The organism is Serratia sp. 22278 (assembly GCF_052045405.1).
GTDB lineage: Bacteria > Pseudomonadota > Gammaproteobacteria > Enterobacterales > Enterobacteriaceae > Serratia > Serratia marcescens.
The window spans coordinates 44,503-62,869 of the sequence record NZ_JBQEOW010000004.1 but is presented as its reverse complement, the minus strand read 5'-3'; the positions used below and the strand labels follow the sequence as shown (position 1 = coordinate 62,869).

At 53.9% G+C, this 18,367-nt stretch carries 11 protein-coding genes and 1 pseudogene; 8 read left to right on the top strand and 4 right to left on the bottom strand.

Features of this window, described 5'->3' with window-relative positions; all coding sequences use genetic code 11:
• The first annotated feature begins 182 nt into the window (after positions 1–182).
• From cybB to ACTJJ6_RS10070, 4 genes are read left to right on the top strand one after another with little or no spacing between them, the layout of a single operon-like run.
• Positions 183–707, top strand: a complete 525-nt coding sequence (cybB, locus tag ACTJJ6_RS10085; protein ID WP_079451037.1) for a cytochrome b561 — start codon at positions 183–185, stop codon at positions 705–707.
• 53 nt (positions 708–760) lie between these two features.
• Positions 761–2,047, top strand: coding sequence for a hypothetical protein (locus ACTJJ6_RS10080; protein WP_337055485.1), 1,287 nt, complete (start codon positions 761–763; stop codon positions 2,045–2,047).
• Positions 2,044–3,219 carry a hypothetical protein gene (locus tag ACTJJ6_RS10075; RefSeq protein WP_240430140.1) on the top strand — a complete coding sequence of 392 codons (1,176 nt, stop codon included), beginning with the start codon at positions 2,044–2,046 and terminating at the stop codon, positions 3,217–3,219. The genes ACTJJ6_RS10080 and ACTJJ6_RS10075 overlap by 4 nt, the downstream gene beginning before the upstream one ends.
• A gap of 16 nt (positions 3,220–3,235) precedes the next feature.
• Positions 3,236–3,940, top strand: a complete 705-nt coding sequence (locus ACTJJ6_RS10070; protein WP_240430139.1) for a hypothetical protein — start codon at positions 3,236–3,238, stop codon at positions 3,938–3,940.
• A 3-nt stretch (positions 3,941–3,943) separates the two neighbouring features.
• Here ACTJJ6_RS10070 and ACTJJ6_RS10065 read toward each other — a convergent pair whose 3' ends face one another.
• The gene (locus ACTJJ6_RS10065) at positions 3,944–5,059 is read right to left on the bottom strand and encodes a hypothetical protein (RefSeq protein ID WP_240430138.1); all 1,116 of its coding nucleotides are present in this window, start codon (positions 5,057–5,059) and stop codon (positions 3,944–3,946) included.
• Positions 5,060–5,544: 485 nt separating this feature from the next.
• Here ACTJJ6_RS10065 and ACTJJ6_RS10060 point away from each other — a divergent pair, with 485 nt between their 5' ends.
• Entirely contained in the window at positions 5,545–6,075 is a 531-nt protein-coding gene (locus tag ACTJJ6_RS10060; RefSeq protein WP_164053956.1) for a hypothetical protein, read from the top strand.
• A gap of 50 nt (positions 6,076–6,125) precedes the next feature.
• Here ACTJJ6_RS10060 and ACTJJ6_RS10055 read toward each other — a convergent pair whose 3' ends face one another.
• The 3 genes and pseudogenes from ACTJJ6_RS10055 to cspF all read right to left on the bottom strand — a co-directional run bounded on the left by ACTJJ6_RS10055 (position 6,126) and on the right by cspF (position 8,630).
• Positions 6,126–6,344: a TM2 domain-containing protein gene (locus ACTJJ6_RS10055; protein ID WP_015376761.1), complete on the bottom strand. Its 219-nt coding sequence runs from the start codon at positions 6,342–6,344 to the stop codon at positions 6,126–6,128.
• 698 nt (positions 6,345–7,042) lie between these two features.
• Positions 7,043–7,844, bottom strand: a pseudogene (locus ACTJJ6_RS10050) (primase-like DNA-binding domain-containing protein); the annotation flags it as partial.
• 573 nt (positions 7,845–8,417) lie between these two features.
• Positions 8,418–8,630, bottom strand: a complete 213-nt coding sequence (gene cspF, locus ACTJJ6_RS10045; protein WP_072022372.1) for a cold shock-like protein CspF — start codon at positions 8,628–8,630, stop codon at positions 8,418–8,420.
• A 395-nt stretch (positions 8,631–9,025) separates the two neighbouring features.
• Between cspF and ACTJJ6_RS10040 the strand changes: the two genes are divergently transcribed.
• The 3 genes from ACTJJ6_RS10040 to ACTJJ6_RS10030 all read left to right on the top strand — a co-directional run bounded on the left by ACTJJ6_RS10040 (position 9,026) and on the right by ACTJJ6_RS10030 (position 18,358).
• Positions 9,026–9,253 (top strand): hypothetical protein, encoded by a 228-nt coding sequence (locus tag ACTJJ6_RS10040; protein WP_128868729.1) that lies wholly within the window; start codon positions 9,026–9,028, stop codon positions 9,251–9,253.
• Positions 9,254–9,455: 202 nt separating this feature from the next.
• Positions 9,456–9,620, top strand: coding sequence for a YnfU family zinc-binding protein (locus tag ACTJJ6_RS10035; RefSeq protein WP_216606217.1), 165 nt, complete (start codon positions 9,456–9,458; stop codon positions 9,618–9,620).
• Between the two features lie 155 nt (positions 9,621–9,775).
• The gene (locus ACTJJ6_RS10030; RefSeq protein ID WP_440801287.1) at positions 9,776–18,358 is read left to right on the top strand and encodes a GH36-type glycosyl hydrolase domain-containing protein; all 8,583 of its coding nucleotides are present in this window, start codon (positions 9,776–9,778) and stop codon (positions 18,356–18,358) included.
• Positions 18,359–18,367: the final 9 nt, after the last annotated feature.

Sequence of the window (18,367 nt, the reverse complement as noted above, 5' to 3'; positions counted from 1 at the left end):
ATAACTTGCGACGCTCACCTATCGCCAGGCGCATATCCCACTAAGCCAATAGCTTAATAAGTGAGTTGAAGCTGGCGTTTTGCCTAAATTGCGCGCACGCGCTTTCCTCCGATGTAACATTTCGTTACCATCGGCGCACAGACCCTTTAACATCAAAAGGTAACCCGGTGCAGAACACCTACATGCCGTGGCAAATTCGCCTGCACTGGCTGGTGGCGATCCTGCTGGTCATCACCTGCGTCACCATCGAGCTGCGGGGCTTTGCCGAACCGGGCAGCGCCCCCTGGTACGTGCTGGTTGTCACCCACTTCAGCTGCGGCGTAACGGTGTTTGCGCTGATGATCGCCCGCCTGTTCCTGCGCTGGCGCCGCCCCTCGCCCGCCATCGCGCCCAAACCGCCGAAGTGGCAAACCGGCCTGGCGCACCTGACGCACACCCTGATTTACCTGCTGCTGCTGACACTGCCGGTGCTGGGGGTGTATTCGCGCTATCTGGGCGGCAAGGAGTGGTTTCTGTTCGGCCTGCCGATGCCGTTCGCCGACGTGGCCGATCGGCCGCAGGCGCGGACGATTATCGGCTGGCACAAAACGCTGGCGTCATTCGGCTACTGGCTGATCGGCCTGCATGCCACCGCCGCGCTGTTCCATCACTATATCGTCAAGGACAATGCGCTGGTGCGCATGCTGCCGCTGATGAAAAAACGCTGAATACCCGGCGCCAGGGATGAATTTTCGGGCCACGCCCACTGACAGGGAATGACATGCAAACCCAATTTTTTAATGTGACCGTCGAACAATGCGCCTGCCAGCAGACGGCGCCCGACAATCTGGTGAGGATCATCGCCTCCGGCCAGACGTTCTTTTTTTACCGCGACGACTTCAGCGACAGCGAAAATCTGCTGGCCAGGCTCGCCGCCGGCGATCGGGTGAAGATCGGTGCCCACCGCCTGCAAGACGGCAGCTACTGGCTGCACTGGCTGCTGCACGGCACGAAAGGCCGGCTGGAGCCTGACAGGACGCTGAAATACAAGCTGAAATACTTCGCCCTGCTGCTGCTGGGCGCGGTGCTGGCCGGCGGTTTCCCGGCGGCCTTTTTCATCATGGACGGGGAAGATTCCTGGCTGACCATCGTCCTGTTCTTTATCGCCATCATCGCCGGCCTTATCGGCATCGGCATAGTGCTGTTCGTCGGTTCGGAGCTCCTGCTGATCGGGCACCGCGGCCGCAGGCGCCTGCTCCGGGCGCTGGATCGCGTGCTGCAGGGGCAAGACGTCACGCCACCCGGCTCGCTCAGCCTGAAAATCCCCGGCATCAAATACCGGGCTGTCCGGGCAGACGCCGCGCCAGTGCCCGCAACGCCACAAACCGAGTTCCCCCTCCCCGAGGGCGTCGAAGCCTCCGACATCGAGACGGTCAACGCCCTGAACTACGAACTCTGCCAATATGAGATCCCGCGGCAGGTGCAGTATTTGGATACGTATGCGTGGCGCCAGAAGGAGACGCACTTTGCGTTGACGACCCGCGCGCTCAATGTCCCCAATACCAAACTGCATCCGGTATTTCGTCGGCAACATCCGCTTTTCATCGCCAAAGGCGATCCGCTGCAGGTGCTGTATTGCGAGAACGACGTCATTCCCGAGTTGCCCAAAGTGCGTGGGATCATCAATCATCGCGATCGCCAAACCTATCTCATCGGCGGCAGCCGCTACTTCACCGAAGCCGGCCTTAACCTGTGCGCGCGCGTTGTCTTCATTTTTGGGGCAATCGTGGCGTGTTTTGTGCTCGGCATGATGGTGGTGGATAACGCCGATACCCCGGCCGGCTTTCACCTGGATGCCTGGACCCTGAAGCGTCTCGGCAGCGAATTGCCGCCGATTATTCTGTTGCTGATGCTGATGGTCAGCGGCCTGGCGCTGTTGATCGAGGGGTTCGCCCAGATCTGCCGCCTGTACTCTTTTGACCAGCACCGCACGTTTAAAACGTTTAAATACCTGAGAAATCTGCGCCGCAGTTTATGGCGGCAGGCTCAGGTGACGGAGCTGAAATGATGACGTTAGCGCTTTATAAAAGACCCCTTATTATCCTGACGCTGTTTTTGGCCAGCGCGCTGGGCGTCTATTTGCTCGCCCCTGAGCAACGCTATGAGCAGTGGCAATGGACTCAGGGCGACCAGGCGTTGCCGACGATAGCCCGTTACGATCTCATCCACAGCTACCCGGCGCAGGACGGCGCCCTGCTGCTCACCAGCAAAAGAAGTGAAGACCGCGCGTACAATAGCTTTTACGACTGGGCGGCCAACTACCTCAGCCAGGTGCTGTTTGCTGGCCCCAAAGGGTTACAGATGCTGGGGGAACTCGACGACTTGATCCATGATGCGGTTTGCGGCGAGCAGGAGTGCGTGCTTTTTCTCTCTAAGGGCCGCAGGCTGGTTGATGTGCAACGGGGCACCATCGGGGCGCTGATCCCCTGGCCGGAGGGCGACGACAACCGGCCTTCCTTTGTCGGCGGCAAACTGGTGGCGCAACCGGGAAAACGCGCGCTGTATCTCATCAGCACCGAAGGCGTATTCTACAGCCCGGACTTCGGCGCCCATTGGCGGCAGACGCTGGATCTGCCGGCGCTGCTGGACGCGCGGCAACTGCTGGGCTTTGAGCGCGGCGAGGAGGACTCACCGACGGCTTACGCCTCCGGTAAGCGCAAATCCGTACCCGAGATCTTCACCGCCGTTGATGGCGATCGCGTGCATTTCTGGATGAACCCGGTGCTCGGATCCGGCGCGTTACACATCGCCGTTAACGGTAAAACCGGCGAGGTGATTGAACTGCATTGGCTGCTGGTGCGCGTGGAGGAAAGCGCACAGGCCCCGGACGGCGGCATCTACCTGATCGCCCAAACGCTGGACAGAGGAGTGTATCAGCTTCTGCGTTATCAATCCGACGGGCAGTTGAAGGTGCTGCTGGAGACCGGCGATAAATCGCTGTATCAGCTCTGGGCGGGCAACGATAAGCTGGTCGCCCAAACGGATAACGGCGATGCCCGTCTTTCGCTGATTTTCGATCTGCGCTCATCCGAAGTGCGCTACCGACAGCCGTTGGAGTACCGCTACAACGGGCGCGACGACGCACGCCAAACCGTGATCGAACCGGAAAGCCACTATGGCGATGACGGGGAGACCCCGGCGCTGCCCTACTTCATTCGCTATCGCTCCACCACGCCGTGAACATAAGGAACTTGCCATGCTGTTAGGTTATGGCGCCGGCGTCGCCGGCCTGCTGGCGCTGTTATTGGCCCTGCTGCTCGCCGGCATCCTGCTCGCCTGGTGGGGCTGGCGATATGCCGCCGCCCGCTGCGGCCGCCCGCGCCCGCCGCTTTCCTGGGGCGGCTATCTGTTGGCCTCGGCGCTGGCGATCTACCCGGTAGCGTTCGCGCTGATGCTGATCGACATTGCCATCCAGGATCTCAAGAGCCAGCGGGCGGAAGAACGCTGGAATCGGCGCAGCTACCTGACGCTCGAGGCGGCCAGGCCGTTCGGCGAAATCACCCTGCCAAAGGGAAGCTGGGTAAACCGGCAGGAGCCGCGCCAGCCCGGCACCGAAGACAGCCCCATCACGATGGACGGTGTAACCGCCGTGCGCTTTCCTCAGCCGCAGAGCGTGGCCGGCGTGCCGATCATCGCCTTCGAGGTTTTACCGCCGGTGATGGAGCTGGCAGATGCGCATACTTTCCCCCGCCCAACCGGTCAAATGGCGCACTGCGAAGCCGGTTGGCTGGTCTCTTTCTCTTTACCGCCGGATAAGCCGGCCCCGCAGTGGGAGGAGTGGCAAGCCGGCCTGCCTGCGGCGGCGTTTCGGCCCAGCGACTGGATCTTTAAGGAGTGCTTCTCCGGCAGCCCAATCGCGGTGCTGACCTTGCACAACGGCGAAGTCAGGGTGTTGCCTTAAGCCTTACGCCGTGGCGTTGGGCAAGCGCACGGTCACGCGGTTGTTGGCCGTTGGCAACTGCAGCGGCGTTTCCTGCCAACTCACCGCGATAACCAATACCGGCGGGGCCGGCACGCGCGGCTCACGCCCGTCGGGCCCCACGCTGTAAGCATCCCATTCAATCACAAAAACCCCGCCGTCTTGCGGCTCGACCCGCTCGACGAAAAAGGTGGTGTCCGAACCGCGCCCGCCCGCCGGTTTATGCGCGTAAGAGAGCAGGCTGAACCACTCGCCGGCGAAGTACAGATGATACAGACCATCGACGATATGCTCGCCGTGGAACTGGCAGCCGCCGACGCTCAAGCCGTCACCCGACGGGGATCCCGCCACGCGTTCGAGATCGCGTACGAAGCGATCGGTCGGCCGGTTATCCAGCAGCAGCTCATAAGGCGGCGTGTGCAGCAGCGCGGCAGGATCGTCCGCCTGGCGCAGATCCGCCGGCAACATCGAGCGCGCCGCCAGCATCCGGCCGTTGGGTAAGGCGATCTCCAGCCGATCCGCCGGATCCGCTACCCACTGCGGCACCCACAGACCGCGTACAAGGTGCAACGGCGTGGCCTCCACCTGCCGACACGTCGCCCGCAGCCGCGCCAGCGCCTCAGCGGAACCGGCGGCCAACGCGTCCTGCTCGCGATCGGTCAATGCCGGCAGCGCGTACATCACCCGGGCAGCAGGCTCATAGACCGTCAGCTCCTCCCCCTCGCGGCCGCGGGTCGGGATCAGGCGCAGCTTGCCGTCGTCCACGTCCTGCGGCGCGGCATAGGCGCCATGCACAATCGCCCCGTCGCGCAGCAGCAGCGTCCAAAAGCTGGGGCCGCCCATGCCCAGTTCCCCCACGCCGCCAATCTGCCGGTCGCTGTCGCCGGCGTGCGCCATTTCAATCGGCTGCGAATGCCAGTCGGTCTTGCGCCACTCTGCCGCCTCTTCGGGTTCTTGCTCGCTTTTAGCGGCGTACTTCACCCATTGCAGCACGGCAAACAGCGCGATGCACAGCACACCCCAAACCGGGTGATCCTGCCAAATCAACACCCAACCGACGATCAAAAGCGCCCAGGCGGCCATGACGATATCCTTTTCCACAAGAAAACCGCCTGATTCTAGCGCAGGAAACGCAAGGGGTTGAAGCCTATGCCATGAATAATTAGCCGTTAAATAGAAAGATAATAATTTCAGCGTTATTTCTGTGACTATGAAGATTACATAAATAATGCTTCACTGCGTGATTTTAACGTAGAAAAGACAACTCCTTGTTTCTCAATGCAATATTTATAACCCTGTTAAAAATAGAAAAATGAAAGTGAAAAAAACCGCAATAATTTGTGCATATTCTAAACATTGACTATGTTTATACATACTCTTTATATGCAGGTAAACAGACTGAAAAACAAAAGATAAAGACTCTCAATATAATTAAACAACCCTCGCGCACCGCGTGGGTGACACGCTATTTATTATAAAAATTCCGAGGCTATTTTATCTCCACGGAACGGGTCACTTTGCGTTTTATCAGGCCAATAGGCTACACACCGCAATTAATATCATTATTAGCTTTCCGGAGATCGACAATGAAAATCGTTACGGGCATTATCCTTACCTCTGTGGCCGCCTTAAGCGGCGCGGCTTACGCGGCCGATGCGCAACCTACCACCGGCAACGCAGAAGTGACGCTGGAACACGTGCACGCCGTGATGGAAAACGGCAGCCCGGCGCCGCAGCATGACGCCGCCTGCAAAAAAGAACTTTCCATGCCGGAATCGAAATATATGGGCATGAAGGTTAAAACCGATTACACCATCAACAGCAGCACCATGATGATGTCGGCCAAATCGATGTTCCCATCGCCGGATTCCATGAAGCCCATGGAACTGACGGTCGATCTCTCCGCGCTGGGCCTGGCGGATGTGTATGCCTTCGGCGCCTTTAAACCGGCCGCATTGCCGCAGGCCTATATTTATTTCACCATCGACAAGGATTTTAAAAATCCGGTCAGCACCTTTATGATCATTAACCAAGGCAAGCAATATAACTGCGTAATTTCCAGCTCGAATAAAATGATGAGTGAAGAAATGCGCGGCAAGATGATGAAGAAACAATAACGGAATGAAAAACGGCGCTTCCCTTAGCAGGAAGCGCCGCCAGCAAAGCCTTAAATCAGACCAGGATTGTATTTCTGGTTGAACTTCTCTTCCGACTGGAACAGATAAATAATGCCTTCGATAAAGCCGACAATCGCCGGGATCCCCGTCCAGCAGAACAGCAGGTAGAACAGCCCCCACCACTTCATCCCCAGGTAAAACTTGTGAATACCCAGCCCACCCAGGAAGATGGCCAGCAGGGCCGCCGCGAGCTTGTCTTTTCTGCTCATAGTGCACTTCTCCTTACTTCTCACCGAACCACCGGCATGTCCAAAAAACGGATGCCGCTACGCAGAGCGCCGCATCGCAATGCTTGAGGTGAAAACATTCACCCATCAAGACTCAACAGGGGTAATTATAACAGTGATTAATTAAACGGTTGTTTAACCGGCGAAAGGGTAAGCAAAGTGAGTCTGGAGAGGAGGTGGTGCCATAATAGGAGCGAAACATACCAAACAACACACTGTTTTAAAACTAATTTTATAAACAAAAACAGAAAGCTATACATATATCTATACATAATAAAATGATGCACAATACATAGAATAAATTATAATCAATTAGCACTCGCCCAGTGCTCATCATATTAAAAAAAGATTTATAGGAAAACTGTTCACCCTATACACCTTTTGATTTTATCTTTTTATTTCAATGCATTGATGGGTGTATAGCTACCTTCTCGGTGTACACTCCTGTTCACCTACAGGGTGAACAGTCTAAATCGCAGGCACAAAAAAACCGGCCTGAGCCGGTTTGGGGAGCGCTTGTCGTTATGATATTGGCCGTTCAGCGGACGATAGGATGCCCTGGTGTTGCTGTGTGTGTTTGGGTCACTGCCACTATAGGCGTCGCGGCGATTGAGCGTCCAATGGGTTCGGCAGATCAATAATGGCCTATTGATCGGCCCGGCCGATCGACCCACTCATCGTCACACCGCCCCGCACTTCGGCAGCCAGTCCGCTTCACATTCTTCACTCAATATCAGGTTGGTTTGTATTCTCTACTTGGTGCGGCGTTTCAGCAGCGTATGCTCATACTTTTTCAACGTCTGCGGCACCGCCTGGCCGAACGCCGTCAGGTTCATCACGTGCTGATAGCCTCTTGCGGCCATAAACGACAGGTAGGCGTGGTACAGGTAGCGGCGCGGATTCGGCGGGGTGATGTTGGCATTACCGATCATCCCCCCTTCCGGGGTGCCCAGCACCGTCAGGTAACCACAAAATCAATAAGCGGATCGGCATGCCGTTTGATTTCCAGGGCTTCTGCCGAAATCTGCTGCGCCTGGAGCAGTGCGCGGGGCTCGTTCGGGTTGGCAAAGCGTTGCATCAGGTGACGCACGATGACCGCCAGCTTTTCGGTGATCTTCGCTAGCAGCAGCGGGTCACGCTCTTCAGAGGCGATAGCCTCCGGGAACGTCAGGATCACCCGGCGGCGCGAGATGCCGCCGCTGCGCTCGCTGAACTGCATCGGGTTGTTATTCACCGCCAGTATAACTGCAGGGATGTAGACCGCGTAGGCGTCGCGGTATTTCGGATCGATGGCGACCGCATCGCCGCCGGTGATGGCCTTGATACCCGCCTCGTCACCACTCCACTTTTCCTGGTCGGGCAGGATAATCAGCGAGTAACCGACGACCTAGGCACATTTGCGCGCCGACTCCAGTTTGTCGATAGTGGCGGCGGGGTATTAACGGCACTGGCCAGCCACCGGGCGATAGTCGCCATCACGCTCATGCGGTTGATACCTACGACGTTAAGATTCTATCAACTCCTGTCACAGTGCGGCAGCCTCACAGGCCCAATAGTTGTGGTAGTAGGGATATATCAGGCACCATATGTTTAGTGCATAGCCCTTTTCCTACCAATGCACCGGTTAATGCCAAAGTCTTATAGACAGGGCCTGACTAGTATCGTTTTTGTCGTAATTGTTAATGTTCAAAACTACGCAGACTATTTCAACGGTGGTGCGTTTGGTTGCTTTGCCTTCTATCAATCAGATATGGCGCTGTTCAATGTCTCCGACTGCTCGCAGTCGCATCGATCGCCAATCCACATTTTCCCCATACAGCCAACTGTGGCAGGGCTACCAGGAGGTCCAATAGCATTCTGAATCACTCTTGAGACAAATATTTCGAGGGAAGGTGGACGGATGATGAGCAAATTATTTTTATTAACCACCTTAACTCATATTGGCCTGAAAAATTAAAAAGGTGGAGTGAGTCTCTCTATAGACTTAATTATTAACCAAGTATTGGATGTGGATTTTTAATCATGTTACTGTTAATGAAGATAATTCTAATGATGTTAGGAAAGATAGACATTTGCTGCCGTAGGCCCATTAAGCCCATTCACTCTTCTAAATTCCACTCGAATTCCAGGGGTGATTGTTTGAGTTTCACGTGATGATAATGCTGAAATGTGTACTCGTACGTCTTTTCTTCCATCAGAGGGGATAATTAATCCTTTACCTGTTTTATTATCAAATATTTTGATGATGCCTGTCATTTTTTGGAACAAAGAACAACCTTATAAGATGAAAACAGCCTTAAGTATACATTAAATGAATAAAAAAACCATCTCAATCTTACACATTCACCCTGGCCTTTTAGACGGCTAAAAATAAACATTGCTATCTCTTTAATAAGGGTGTAAGACTAAGTTATTAAAAGTAAACCGCAGAAAATGTCGGTTTAAATGAGTCATATATTCAGCCCCTATAGCTAATGTTTCAATCTACCTTTTTTGATTAGTGTACTATTCTGACTTCTCACACCCAAGTAGGAATTTAATAATATATATCACATTGAAATAGCTTTTTATGTTGATAAGGAGGCTATAACTTTTGTTTTTGGACGATTAATACCCCACTAAATATTTTGTAATAAATACGCATCCATCAACAAGGTAACGTCATGATAAAAGTCATTATTTTTTTTAATTCTGCTCCATCTTGTATCACTGAGCTTCAGGACGGCGTAAAAACAATTTCACGCTCTTATCCGAATGGAGAGAAAGTACAATTACCTATAATGACGGCGGGATTAGCTTCTCGGACAGGTGACCACACAATTGTTCATGTCGCCTCTGATCGTGATTTAACATCCGACGAGATTTTTGCTGCTGCTGAAAAGTTGCTGTAAAACGTTCCAGGAAGTAAAAATCAGTAAAATACAATTTTTTCTTGCAACCTGACTTGATTGACATCGTATATTTTATAATTTCGGGCTAATGCTTAACATAAGCATATGATAATTATGTACTATAATAAAAGAAAAACATTAACAGTACAAAAAACGACCGTTAATGATATGATAAATCTCATTCATTGAAAGGTTAATCCATATGTCTTTTATCGATTACGCAATGAAGTACATCGGCGGCATATCTAGATCTGCTGTAATTTGCCCTGTTTGTGGATTCAAGTCATCTCAGGCGGTTAGCAAGCTTCGACTGAAACAAGCAATGCTTTGCCCTGAATGTAAAGCGCTATTTGTCAAGTCACGCTAAACTCTGATACATGGTGATGCTAAATTTTGTGAGTACGCCTAAGACATATTCAAGCAGCTGTTAAATCCCGGATGGCTTACATCCATCCTGAGAGAACGCTTCTGAACTGATTTCGCAACTGCTCCTGCGCATTAACGTCGCAACTGAGCAACTCTATGAAAATGAACCCCAGGGAATGGTTTAGCCACTCCCGAATTCTGGCAAAAAAAACCGAACGATCGCCGCTTGCCGCTAACGATCCTGCAGGTGAGGGGGCGGTACGATCAGAGTTGTTTTCAACATCTCAGATGGAACGTTACGGCCAAAAGTTGGCACGTGCCCATAAATTATCTCCAAATAAGCTTCCCTACTACCTTCTCAAAAGGCTCGGCAACAATGAGGCCGCTATCACGCAGAACTGCTACGAGCTTAACTCAGGTATAAAAGCGAGCATTATGCCTGCCGGGGAGTGGTTGTTGGATAATTACTACCTTATTGAGGAGCAAATTCGCATCGTTCGCCAACACTTGCCGAAAAGCTTCGGCAAAGGTCTCCCATCCCTAATATCGCCTCAGAATTGTCCGCGAATTTATGATATTGCATCGGAAGCCATTGCGCACGGCGATGGCCGCTGGGACACTGCCAGCCTGACCAGCTATATCACGGCCTACCAACAGGTCACCCCACTGACGTTGGGCGAAGTTTGGGCCCTACCGGGCATGCTGCGCCTGGCTCTGATTGAAAATCTTCGCCGCATCAGCATGGAAGTCGTAAAGGCTCAGCGGGAACGAAACCTGGCAGATGCGTGGATAACAAGAATTTTCGAATGTGCAGAGAATGCTCCCGCTGACTTAATCATGGTAGTCGCCGATATGGCGCGCTCACGTCCTCCGTTGAGCAGTGCATTTGTCGCGGAGTTAGTACGGCGTCTGCAGGGGCATGGCAATGCGGTGTCGTTGCCTTTGACCTGGGTTGACCAGTGCCTGGCGGAACAGGGGATCACAACCGAGGCACTGATTCATCGCTTCAATCAACAGCTCGCTGCCAGTCAGCTTTCAGTCAGTAACAGCATCGCTGGGTTGCGTTTACTGAGCGAAACGAACTGGGCTGATTTCGCTGAGGCGATAAGCACCGTTGAACAGGTATTACGCGGTGATCCTGCCGGTATTTATCCCCAAATGCACTTTGATACTCGGGATCATTATCGCCACGTCATTGAGATTTTGGCCAGAGATAGCGGCCTCAGTGAGCCTGAGGTAGCCAGCCGGTTACTGGCTCTTACCAGGGAGAACGCTCCCGACACATCGAAGTCCCACATTGGCTATTATCTGGTAGGCGAAGGTCGAGAGAAGTTGGAAATTCATCTGCTGGCTGACACCTCAACGTTTATACGCCTGCGGCACAGTTTCAACAGAATATCCCTGCTGTCATGGCTTGGCAGCCTGAGTTTGTTGACCACAGCAACGGTGGCCGGGGTATTGCATGAAACTGCGCAGCAAGGAACGTATTGGCTGCCGATCGTTGTGGCATTGCCTCTTGTCATTGCTGTTAGCCAATTAGCAAGTGATCTGCTCAGCGATGCCACCACTCGTTTTCGAATCCCCCGCCCATTACCGAGGATGGACTTTTCAGCCGGTATTCCCGTAGATAGTGCAGCCATGATCGTCATCCCTTGCATGCTGACAAGTCACGAAAGCTTCAGCAAACTCCTCACCAGTCTCGAAGTATGTTGGCTGGGGAATCAAAACGAAAACATCTGTTTCGCTCTGCTCACCGATTTTGCCGATGCAGAAAATAAACAAGCGCCTGCAGACAAAGCCCTCCTCAGACAGGCGATCACCGATATGCAGGCGCTTAACCGCCGCTATCCATCCCGACACCCTCGTTTTTATCTGCTGCACCGGCAGCCTGAATGGAACCCTTCTCAGCGGACCTGGATGGGTTATGAACGCAAGCGGGGCAAACTGGCGTTGTTAAACGACTGGCTACGCCATCCTGCGGCACAATTTGTCAGCGTTGCAGACATGCCTGCTCATCTTTTACCGGGCTATATAAAATATGTCATTACGCTGGACAGCGACACGGTGCTGCCGCGCGATACGGTACACAAGCTGGTCGCGACGATGGCGCATCCGCTGAATAAGCCAGAGTATGATCCGGTACGCCAGAGGGTGGTCAAAGGATTCGGCATTCTACAGCCCGGACTGGCGGAGGCGATGCCGCATAATGGCCAGGGGCGATACGCGGCCATGCGCAGCAGCGCACCTGGCAATAACCCCTATTCCATGATGTCTTCCGATATCTACCAGGATCTCTTTGGGGAAGGATCGTTCGTGGGCAAGGGGATTTATGATGTCGATACCTTTGTTCAAGCCACGGCCAACGTTTGTCCTGAAAATCTGGTTCTCAGCCATGATTTACTGGAAGGGTGCTACGCGCGTTCGGGGCTGCTGAGTGAAGTTTTACTCTACGAACAGTACCCCAATAATTACCTTTCGGATGTGGCACGCCGCTCACGCTGGATCCGGGGTGACTGGCAACTGCTGAACTGGTTGAAACTGCGCGTCAGAAAAGCGGATGGAAGCCGGGATAAGAATCCTCTATCCGCACTCTCTTACTGGAAACTGTTTGATAATTTGCGCCGCAGTCTCGTCGCCCCCTCTTTACTGGTATTGCTGTTCTTGACACTGCTTTGGGTGCCTAATCCGGTTTATTGGCTTGGCGTGCTGGCGCTGATATGGCTGTTACCTGCGATGCTGAGCATCCTCTATGATCTGCTGCATAAGCCCCTTCGCCGCCACCTGAAACCGCATTTGTTGCTGGTAGCTTCAGGGGCGCTGAAGCGTCTGTCAGGCATCGGGCTTAATTTTGCGATACTGCCGCACGAAGCCGGATATTCATTGTATGCGATTATCGTGACGCTATGGCGTCTGGGCGTTAGCCAGCGCAATCTCAGCCAGTGGGTCAGCCATCGTCCGGACGACAATCAGGCCAGAACTTCGGTTGGCCGTTTCTACCAAGCTATGTGGCTGAACGTCGCTGGCGGAGTGGCACTCACCATTCTGACCGTACATATTGCGCCGCAGCTGCTGGCGATCGCTTTGCCGGTCAGTGTGTTATGGTGCCTGGCTCCCCTGCTGATGAAAGGGTTGAGCCGCCAACCCGTTCGTAAGGCCTTTTCGCCGAACCAAGAGCAAAAACGGCTGCTACGCCAGACAAGCCGTGAAATCTGGGCATTTTTTGAGACCTTTGCCACGGCACAAGAGAACTGGCTTCCGCCTGACAACTATCAGGAAATACCGCAACCGACAGTGGCTCACCGTACCTCTCCTACCAATATTGGCCTTTCCCTGCTGGCCAATCTGACGGCCTGGGACTTTGGTTATCTTTCCGGCGGGGAGGTATTGCAGCGCGTCTCGCTAACGCTTGATACGCTGGACAAAATGGAACACTACCGGGGACATCTCTATAACTGGTACGACACCCGTACGCTGGCACCGCTCAGCCCACGCTACGTTTCAAGTGTCGACAGTGGCAATATGGCGGGTCATTTACTGACATTGCGTGAAGGGCTATCTGCCATGCGCCATCAGCCTGTTTTAAACATCGAACAGATGCTGGCCGGGCTGAACGATACGCTGGAGATTCTAGAGAAACATTGGGGCTCAAGCGCGCCTACCGCTTTGCGGCTACTGCGCAAACACTGCCAAAGTGCGGTGTCACTGTCTCCGCCAGCGCTTTTCAGCGAACTGAAAAAAATGCGCACTCAGTGCAACCACCTTACAACGCAATGTCATCAAGACTCCCACCTTCAGGTACGCTGGACAAAACATCTGGAAAATCAGCTGGTGCAGCTTGGTCATGAATGGTCGCTACTACTCGACTGGTTGCCAGCGTCCTGGAACAAACAGACGCTGCCGACGCTGAACTGGTTGGCCCGTGCGACATTTACCGGAGAAGGAACGCCTCCGGCGTCCGTGACGGCGCAAGCTCAAATGCGGCTGAAAATTATCGCCGAGCTTGAACAACGGCTGAATGACCATGCTCGGATGGATTTCGCCTTTCTGTACAGTGAGGCAACCAGTCTGCTCAGTGTCGGTTACAACTGTGACACGAATACGTCAGACAAAAGCCATTACGATCTTTTCCCATCTGAAATCCGACTGACCAGTTTCCTCGCCATTGCGGCGAATCAGTTGCCACTCAAAAGCTGGTACGCGCTGGGGAGGTTGTTCACCACCATAGACAATGAAACAGCCCTGATGTCATGGAGCGGTTCGATGTTTGAATACCTGATGCCTAATCTGGTGATGCCCACGTGGCCAGGCAGTCTGCTTGATGAGATGAGCCAGTCGGCGGTGATGCGCCAGATACACTGGGGTAAAGAGCGTGGGGTGCCTTGGGGAGTATCAGAGTCTGGCTATCATGCTTTTGATGTTCAGCAAAACTATCAGTATCAGGCATTTGGCGTGCCAGGGCTCGGTCTGCGTCGGGGACTTGCCGATGATATGGTGGTTGCCCCTTACGCCACCCTGCTGGCGCTGATGGTCTCACCGCAAAAAGCGTGTGAAAACCTGTTCCGATTGCAAAAAAATGGCGCACAGGGTGAGTATGGCTTCTATGAAGCGCTGGATTATACCCCTTCACGCCTTGCAACCGGTCAACTGTATGCGGTAGTGCAGTCCTGGATGGCACATCATCAAGGCATGGCATTTCAGGCGCTCGCCCACGTGCTGCTTGACGCCCCCATGACTGAGCGATTTATGTCCAGCACGCTCTTCCAGTCAGCGAGTTTGTTGTTACAGGAGCGCGTGCCGGATGCGGTCGATCTCTACAGCCCGCGTCGTCATTTTGAATCTCATGAAGGAAGGGTCAAACCCGTTCGCTATGAACCTCGTATTTTCAACGGGGTGGACACCCCGGTTCCGGAAATTCAGCTGTTGTCCAACAGCCATTATCATCTGATGTTGACGGCTGGCGGGGGAGGCTACAGTCGCTGGAATAATATTGCCCTAACGCGCTGGCGAAGTGATACCACCCGGGATAACTGGGGAACGTTCTGCTATATCCGCGATATGCAGACGGGTGAGATATGGAGCAATACCTGGCAACCGACAGGCAACGCTATCGGGCTCGACGAAGAAGTGATATTTACCGATGCGGGGGCGGAATTCAGGCGCACCTTCGGGACGCTCAGCGTCAAAACCCAGGTTGTTGTCTCCCCGGAGGATGATATTGAACTACGACGGATCACCCTGGTGCACCGGGGCCGCCAGCCGCGCTCCCTGGAACTGACAACCTACGCCGAAGTGGTACTGGCGTCTGATGCCAGCGATCTGGCACACCCAGCGTTCAGCAATTTGTTTATCCAGACCGAGCTTGATCCTGAACGTGATGCTATCCTCTGCCACCGGCGCCCGCGCTCGCCGGATGAGTCGAGCCCTTGCCTGTTTCACATGATGGTGGTGCATGGCGGTCACCATAAGAGCGTCTCGTTTGAAACAGACAGGGCAGAGTTCCTTGGACGAGGCAGAAGCCCAGCCGATGCTCGGGCCATCGAGCAAGGCGGAGCGCTCAGCAACACATCGGGCTCAGTGTTGGATCCTATACTGGCGATACGTCACGCCATCATCCTGCAGCCTGGACAACCGGTTACGATTGATATCGTTTATGGCATTAGTGAAAGCCGCCAGCAAAGCCTGGCATTGCTCGAAAAATATCGCGACTATCCTATCGCTGACCGCGTGTTTGAACTGGCGTGGTCGCATAGTCTGGTGGTATTACGTCAGATGAACGCCAGTGAAGATGATGCCACCTTGTTTAATCGTCTTGCCAGCGCAGTACTTTATCCCAGTCAGGAGTTGCGTGCCGAGGGCCAAACCATCAGCCATAATCGGCGTGGTCAGTCCGGCCTGTGGGGCTGGGCAATCTCAGGTGATCTGCCGATAGTGCTGCTCAGCATTTCCAGCGAGGAAGGCGTCGCCTCCGTCACCACCCTGATTCAGGCACACCGATACTGGCGGCTGAAAGGGCTGGAGGTGGACTTGGTGATCTTGAATAACAGCCCAGGGGGATACCAGCAGGGATTGCAAAATCAGATTATGGATTTAATTTATGCCGGGTCAGAAGCCAGTCTGCTGGATAAAACGGGCGGCCTTTTTGTGCGTAATGGCGAGCACCTCACCACTGAGGATAAGCTGCTGCTGATGAGCGTGGCTTGTCTTTACCTCGATGACCGTGCGGGTGGAATTAATGAACAGCTTAACCAGCGTATTCACACCCCAAAACCTCCGGCCAGACCGTTGATTCCGCATATTGTTTCGGAGAGTAACCAACATACCGATTGGGCCCCCGATACCAGCCAGTTGCGCCATTTCAATGGGTACGGCGGATTTTCTCATGACGGCCGGGAATATCAGATTGTGCTCCGGGAAAATGAGTCAACGCCCGCCCCTTGGGCAAATGTACTGGCGAATGCCCGTTTTGGCAGTGTGATTTCGGATGCGGGGCAGGCCTATAGCTGGTATGAGAATGCCCATGAATTCAGGTTAACGCCGTGGGAGAACGATCCTGTGAGCGATCGTAGCGGTGAGGCGTATTACCTGCGTGATGAAGAGAGTGGTGAGTGCTGGTCACCGACGATTTTACCTACGCGCGGACAAGGGGATTATCTGACACGCCATGGTTTTGGCTACAGCGTATTTGCCCATCGGGAGAGTGGTATAGACAGTGAGCTGACGGTATTTGTTGCCGAAGAGGCCCCGGTTAAACTTGCAATCCTGACGCTCAGTAACAATTCGGGACGCACTCGTAAACTGTCCGTCACGGGCTACGTGGAGTGGACGCTCGGAGAGTCACGAATCCGCTCCGCCCCTCATATCGTGACACATGCTGCCAGTATCCCTGGCGGTTGCGGTGTGATGGCAAATAACTTTTACGGTGACAACGGTGGCGAGCGCACTGCATTTTTTGCCGTCAGCGGTAATTATTGTTCGTTGATGGGAGATCGCCGGGAGTTTATTGGCCGTAACGGTTCGTTGCGCAGCCCATCCACCATGAAACTGCGCAGACTCTCGGGTAAAACCGGCGCCGGCCTCGATCCCTGTGGAGCCGTCCAGTCAGCGGCTACATTTATTGACGGGGACCAGAGAACGTTTATTTTTGTCCTTGGCGCGGCAGATAATCATGCCCAGGCTCAGGAGATGCTTACCCGCTATCTCAATGAGGATGCGGCCCGCCTGGAGCTGAACCGCGTTCACCACTACTGGCACCATGTGCTCGATAAAATCGTGGTTAATACGCCTGATACATCTGTGAATTTGCTGGTCAACGGCTGGCTGTTATACCAGACCGTAGCCTGTCGCCTTATGGCTCGCAGTGGTTACTACCAGTCCGGCGGTGCATTTGGTTTTCGCGATCAGTTGCAGGATACGCTGGCACTGAGTCATGCCGATCCGAACCGAATGCGCGAACAGATAATGCTGTGCGCATCACGGCAATTTATCGAAGGAGATGTGCAACACTGGTGGCACCCTCCACACGGCAGCGGGGTTCGTACCCGCTGTTCTGATGACTACCTGTGGCTTCCGCTTGCCGTTTGCCACTATGTGGAAACGACGGGGGATATGGATGTGCTGGAGATGCGCATACCGTATCTGGAAGGTCGCCTGCTCCAGCCCGGTGAAGAGTCTATCTATGACACGCCGGTCGTCAGCGGCACCGAAGAGACATTGTGGTTACACTGCGTCAAAGCGATTCAACATGGACTGAGGTTCGGTGAGCATGGCCTGCCGCTGATGGGGGCAGGTGACTGGAATGACGGGATGAACCGGGTTGGTATCGAAGGCAGAGGTGAAAGCGTCTGGCTGGGTTTCTTCCTGTATGACATTTTGCAGCGGTTTGCCGCACTGGCAGAGCGCAGGCAGGATGACAGTATCGCCTTGATGTGTCGTTCGCAGGCCTTACACCTGCAAAACAATCTCGAAACCCACGCCTGGGATGGCGAATGGTACCGGCGCGGTTATTTTGACGATGGTACTCCCCTGGGATCGAAAGCCTCGCAGGACTGCCGGATAGATGCGATTGCGCAGAGCTGGTCTGTATTGTCCGGGGCTGCCAGCACGGGACGGTGCGCACAGGCCATGCAGGCGCTGGATAAGCACCTGGTAGATAACGATGGCGGGTTGATAAGGCTGTTAACACCACCATTCGATGGTCATGGACCTAACCCGGGTTACATCCAGGGTTATCTGCCCGGCGTGCGGGAAAATGGGGGGCAGTATACACATGGCGCCATCTGGGCCGTTATGGCATTTGCACGGATGGGAAATGCAGAACGCGCCTGGCAACTCTGGTCAATGATCAACCCGATAAATCATACCCTTAATGCAGGCTCGGTCGGGATTTATAAGGCTGAGCCTTATGTCATGAGTGCTGATGTCTATAGTGTCGCTCCCCATACCGGACGAGCGGGATGGAGCTGGTATACCGGTTCCGCAGGCTGGGCCTACCGCTTACTTACCGAGGAATTTCTGGGTATAAAACGCTCCGGTGCTATCTTTACTGTCCATGCCAGATTGCCGGATGAGTGGCCCTCTTTTTCGATGTCATATCAACATGGTGAAAGCCAGTATCAGATTATGGTTTCACGCGGAGAGGGAGAGTATCGTGTCACACTGGATGGCATCGTACTGCCTGGCGACAACATTCCTTTGCGGGATGATGGGAAAAATCATACGGTTGAAATTATTCAAAACTGATACTGCCTT

Bases quoted from the DNA above. Each gene is read 5' to 3' on its own strand.
- cybB (WP_079451037.1), top strand. From the start codon at position 183: ATGCCGTGGCAAATTCGCCTGCACTGGCTGGTGGCGATCCTGCTGGTC.
- ACTJJ6_RS10080 (WP_337055485.1), top strand. From the start codon at position 761: ATGCAAACCCAATTTTTTAATGTGACCGTCGAACAATGCGCCTGCCAG.
- ACTJJ6_RS10075 (WP_240430140.1), top strand. From the start codon at position 2,044: ATGATGACGTTAGCGCTTTATAAAAGACCCCTTATTATCCTGACGCTG.
- ACTJJ6_RS10070 (WP_240430139.1), top strand. From the start codon at position 3,236: ATGCTGTTAGGTTATGGCGCCGGCGTCGCCGGCCTGCTGGCGCTGTTA.
- ACTJJ6_RS10060 (WP_164053956.1), top strand. From the start codon at position 5,545: ATGAAAATCGTTACGGGCATTATCCTTACCTCTGTGGCCGCCTTAAGC.
- ACTJJ6_RS10055 (WP_015376761.1), bottom strand. From the start codon at position 6,344: ATGAGCAGAAAAGACAAGCTCGCGGCGGCCCTGCTGGCCATCTTCCTG.
- ACTJJ6_RS10040 (WP_128868729.1), top strand. From the start codon at position 9,026: ATGATAAAAGTCATTATTTTTTTTAATTCTGCTCCATCTTGTATCACT.
- ACTJJ6_RS10035 (WP_216606217.1), top strand. From the start codon at position 9,456: ATGTCTTTTATCGATTACGCAATGAAGTACATCGGCGGCATATCTAGA.
- ACTJJ6_RS10030 (WP_440801287.1), top strand. From the start codon at position 9,776: ATGAAAATGAACCCCAGGGAATGGTTTAGCCACTCCCGAATTCTGGCA.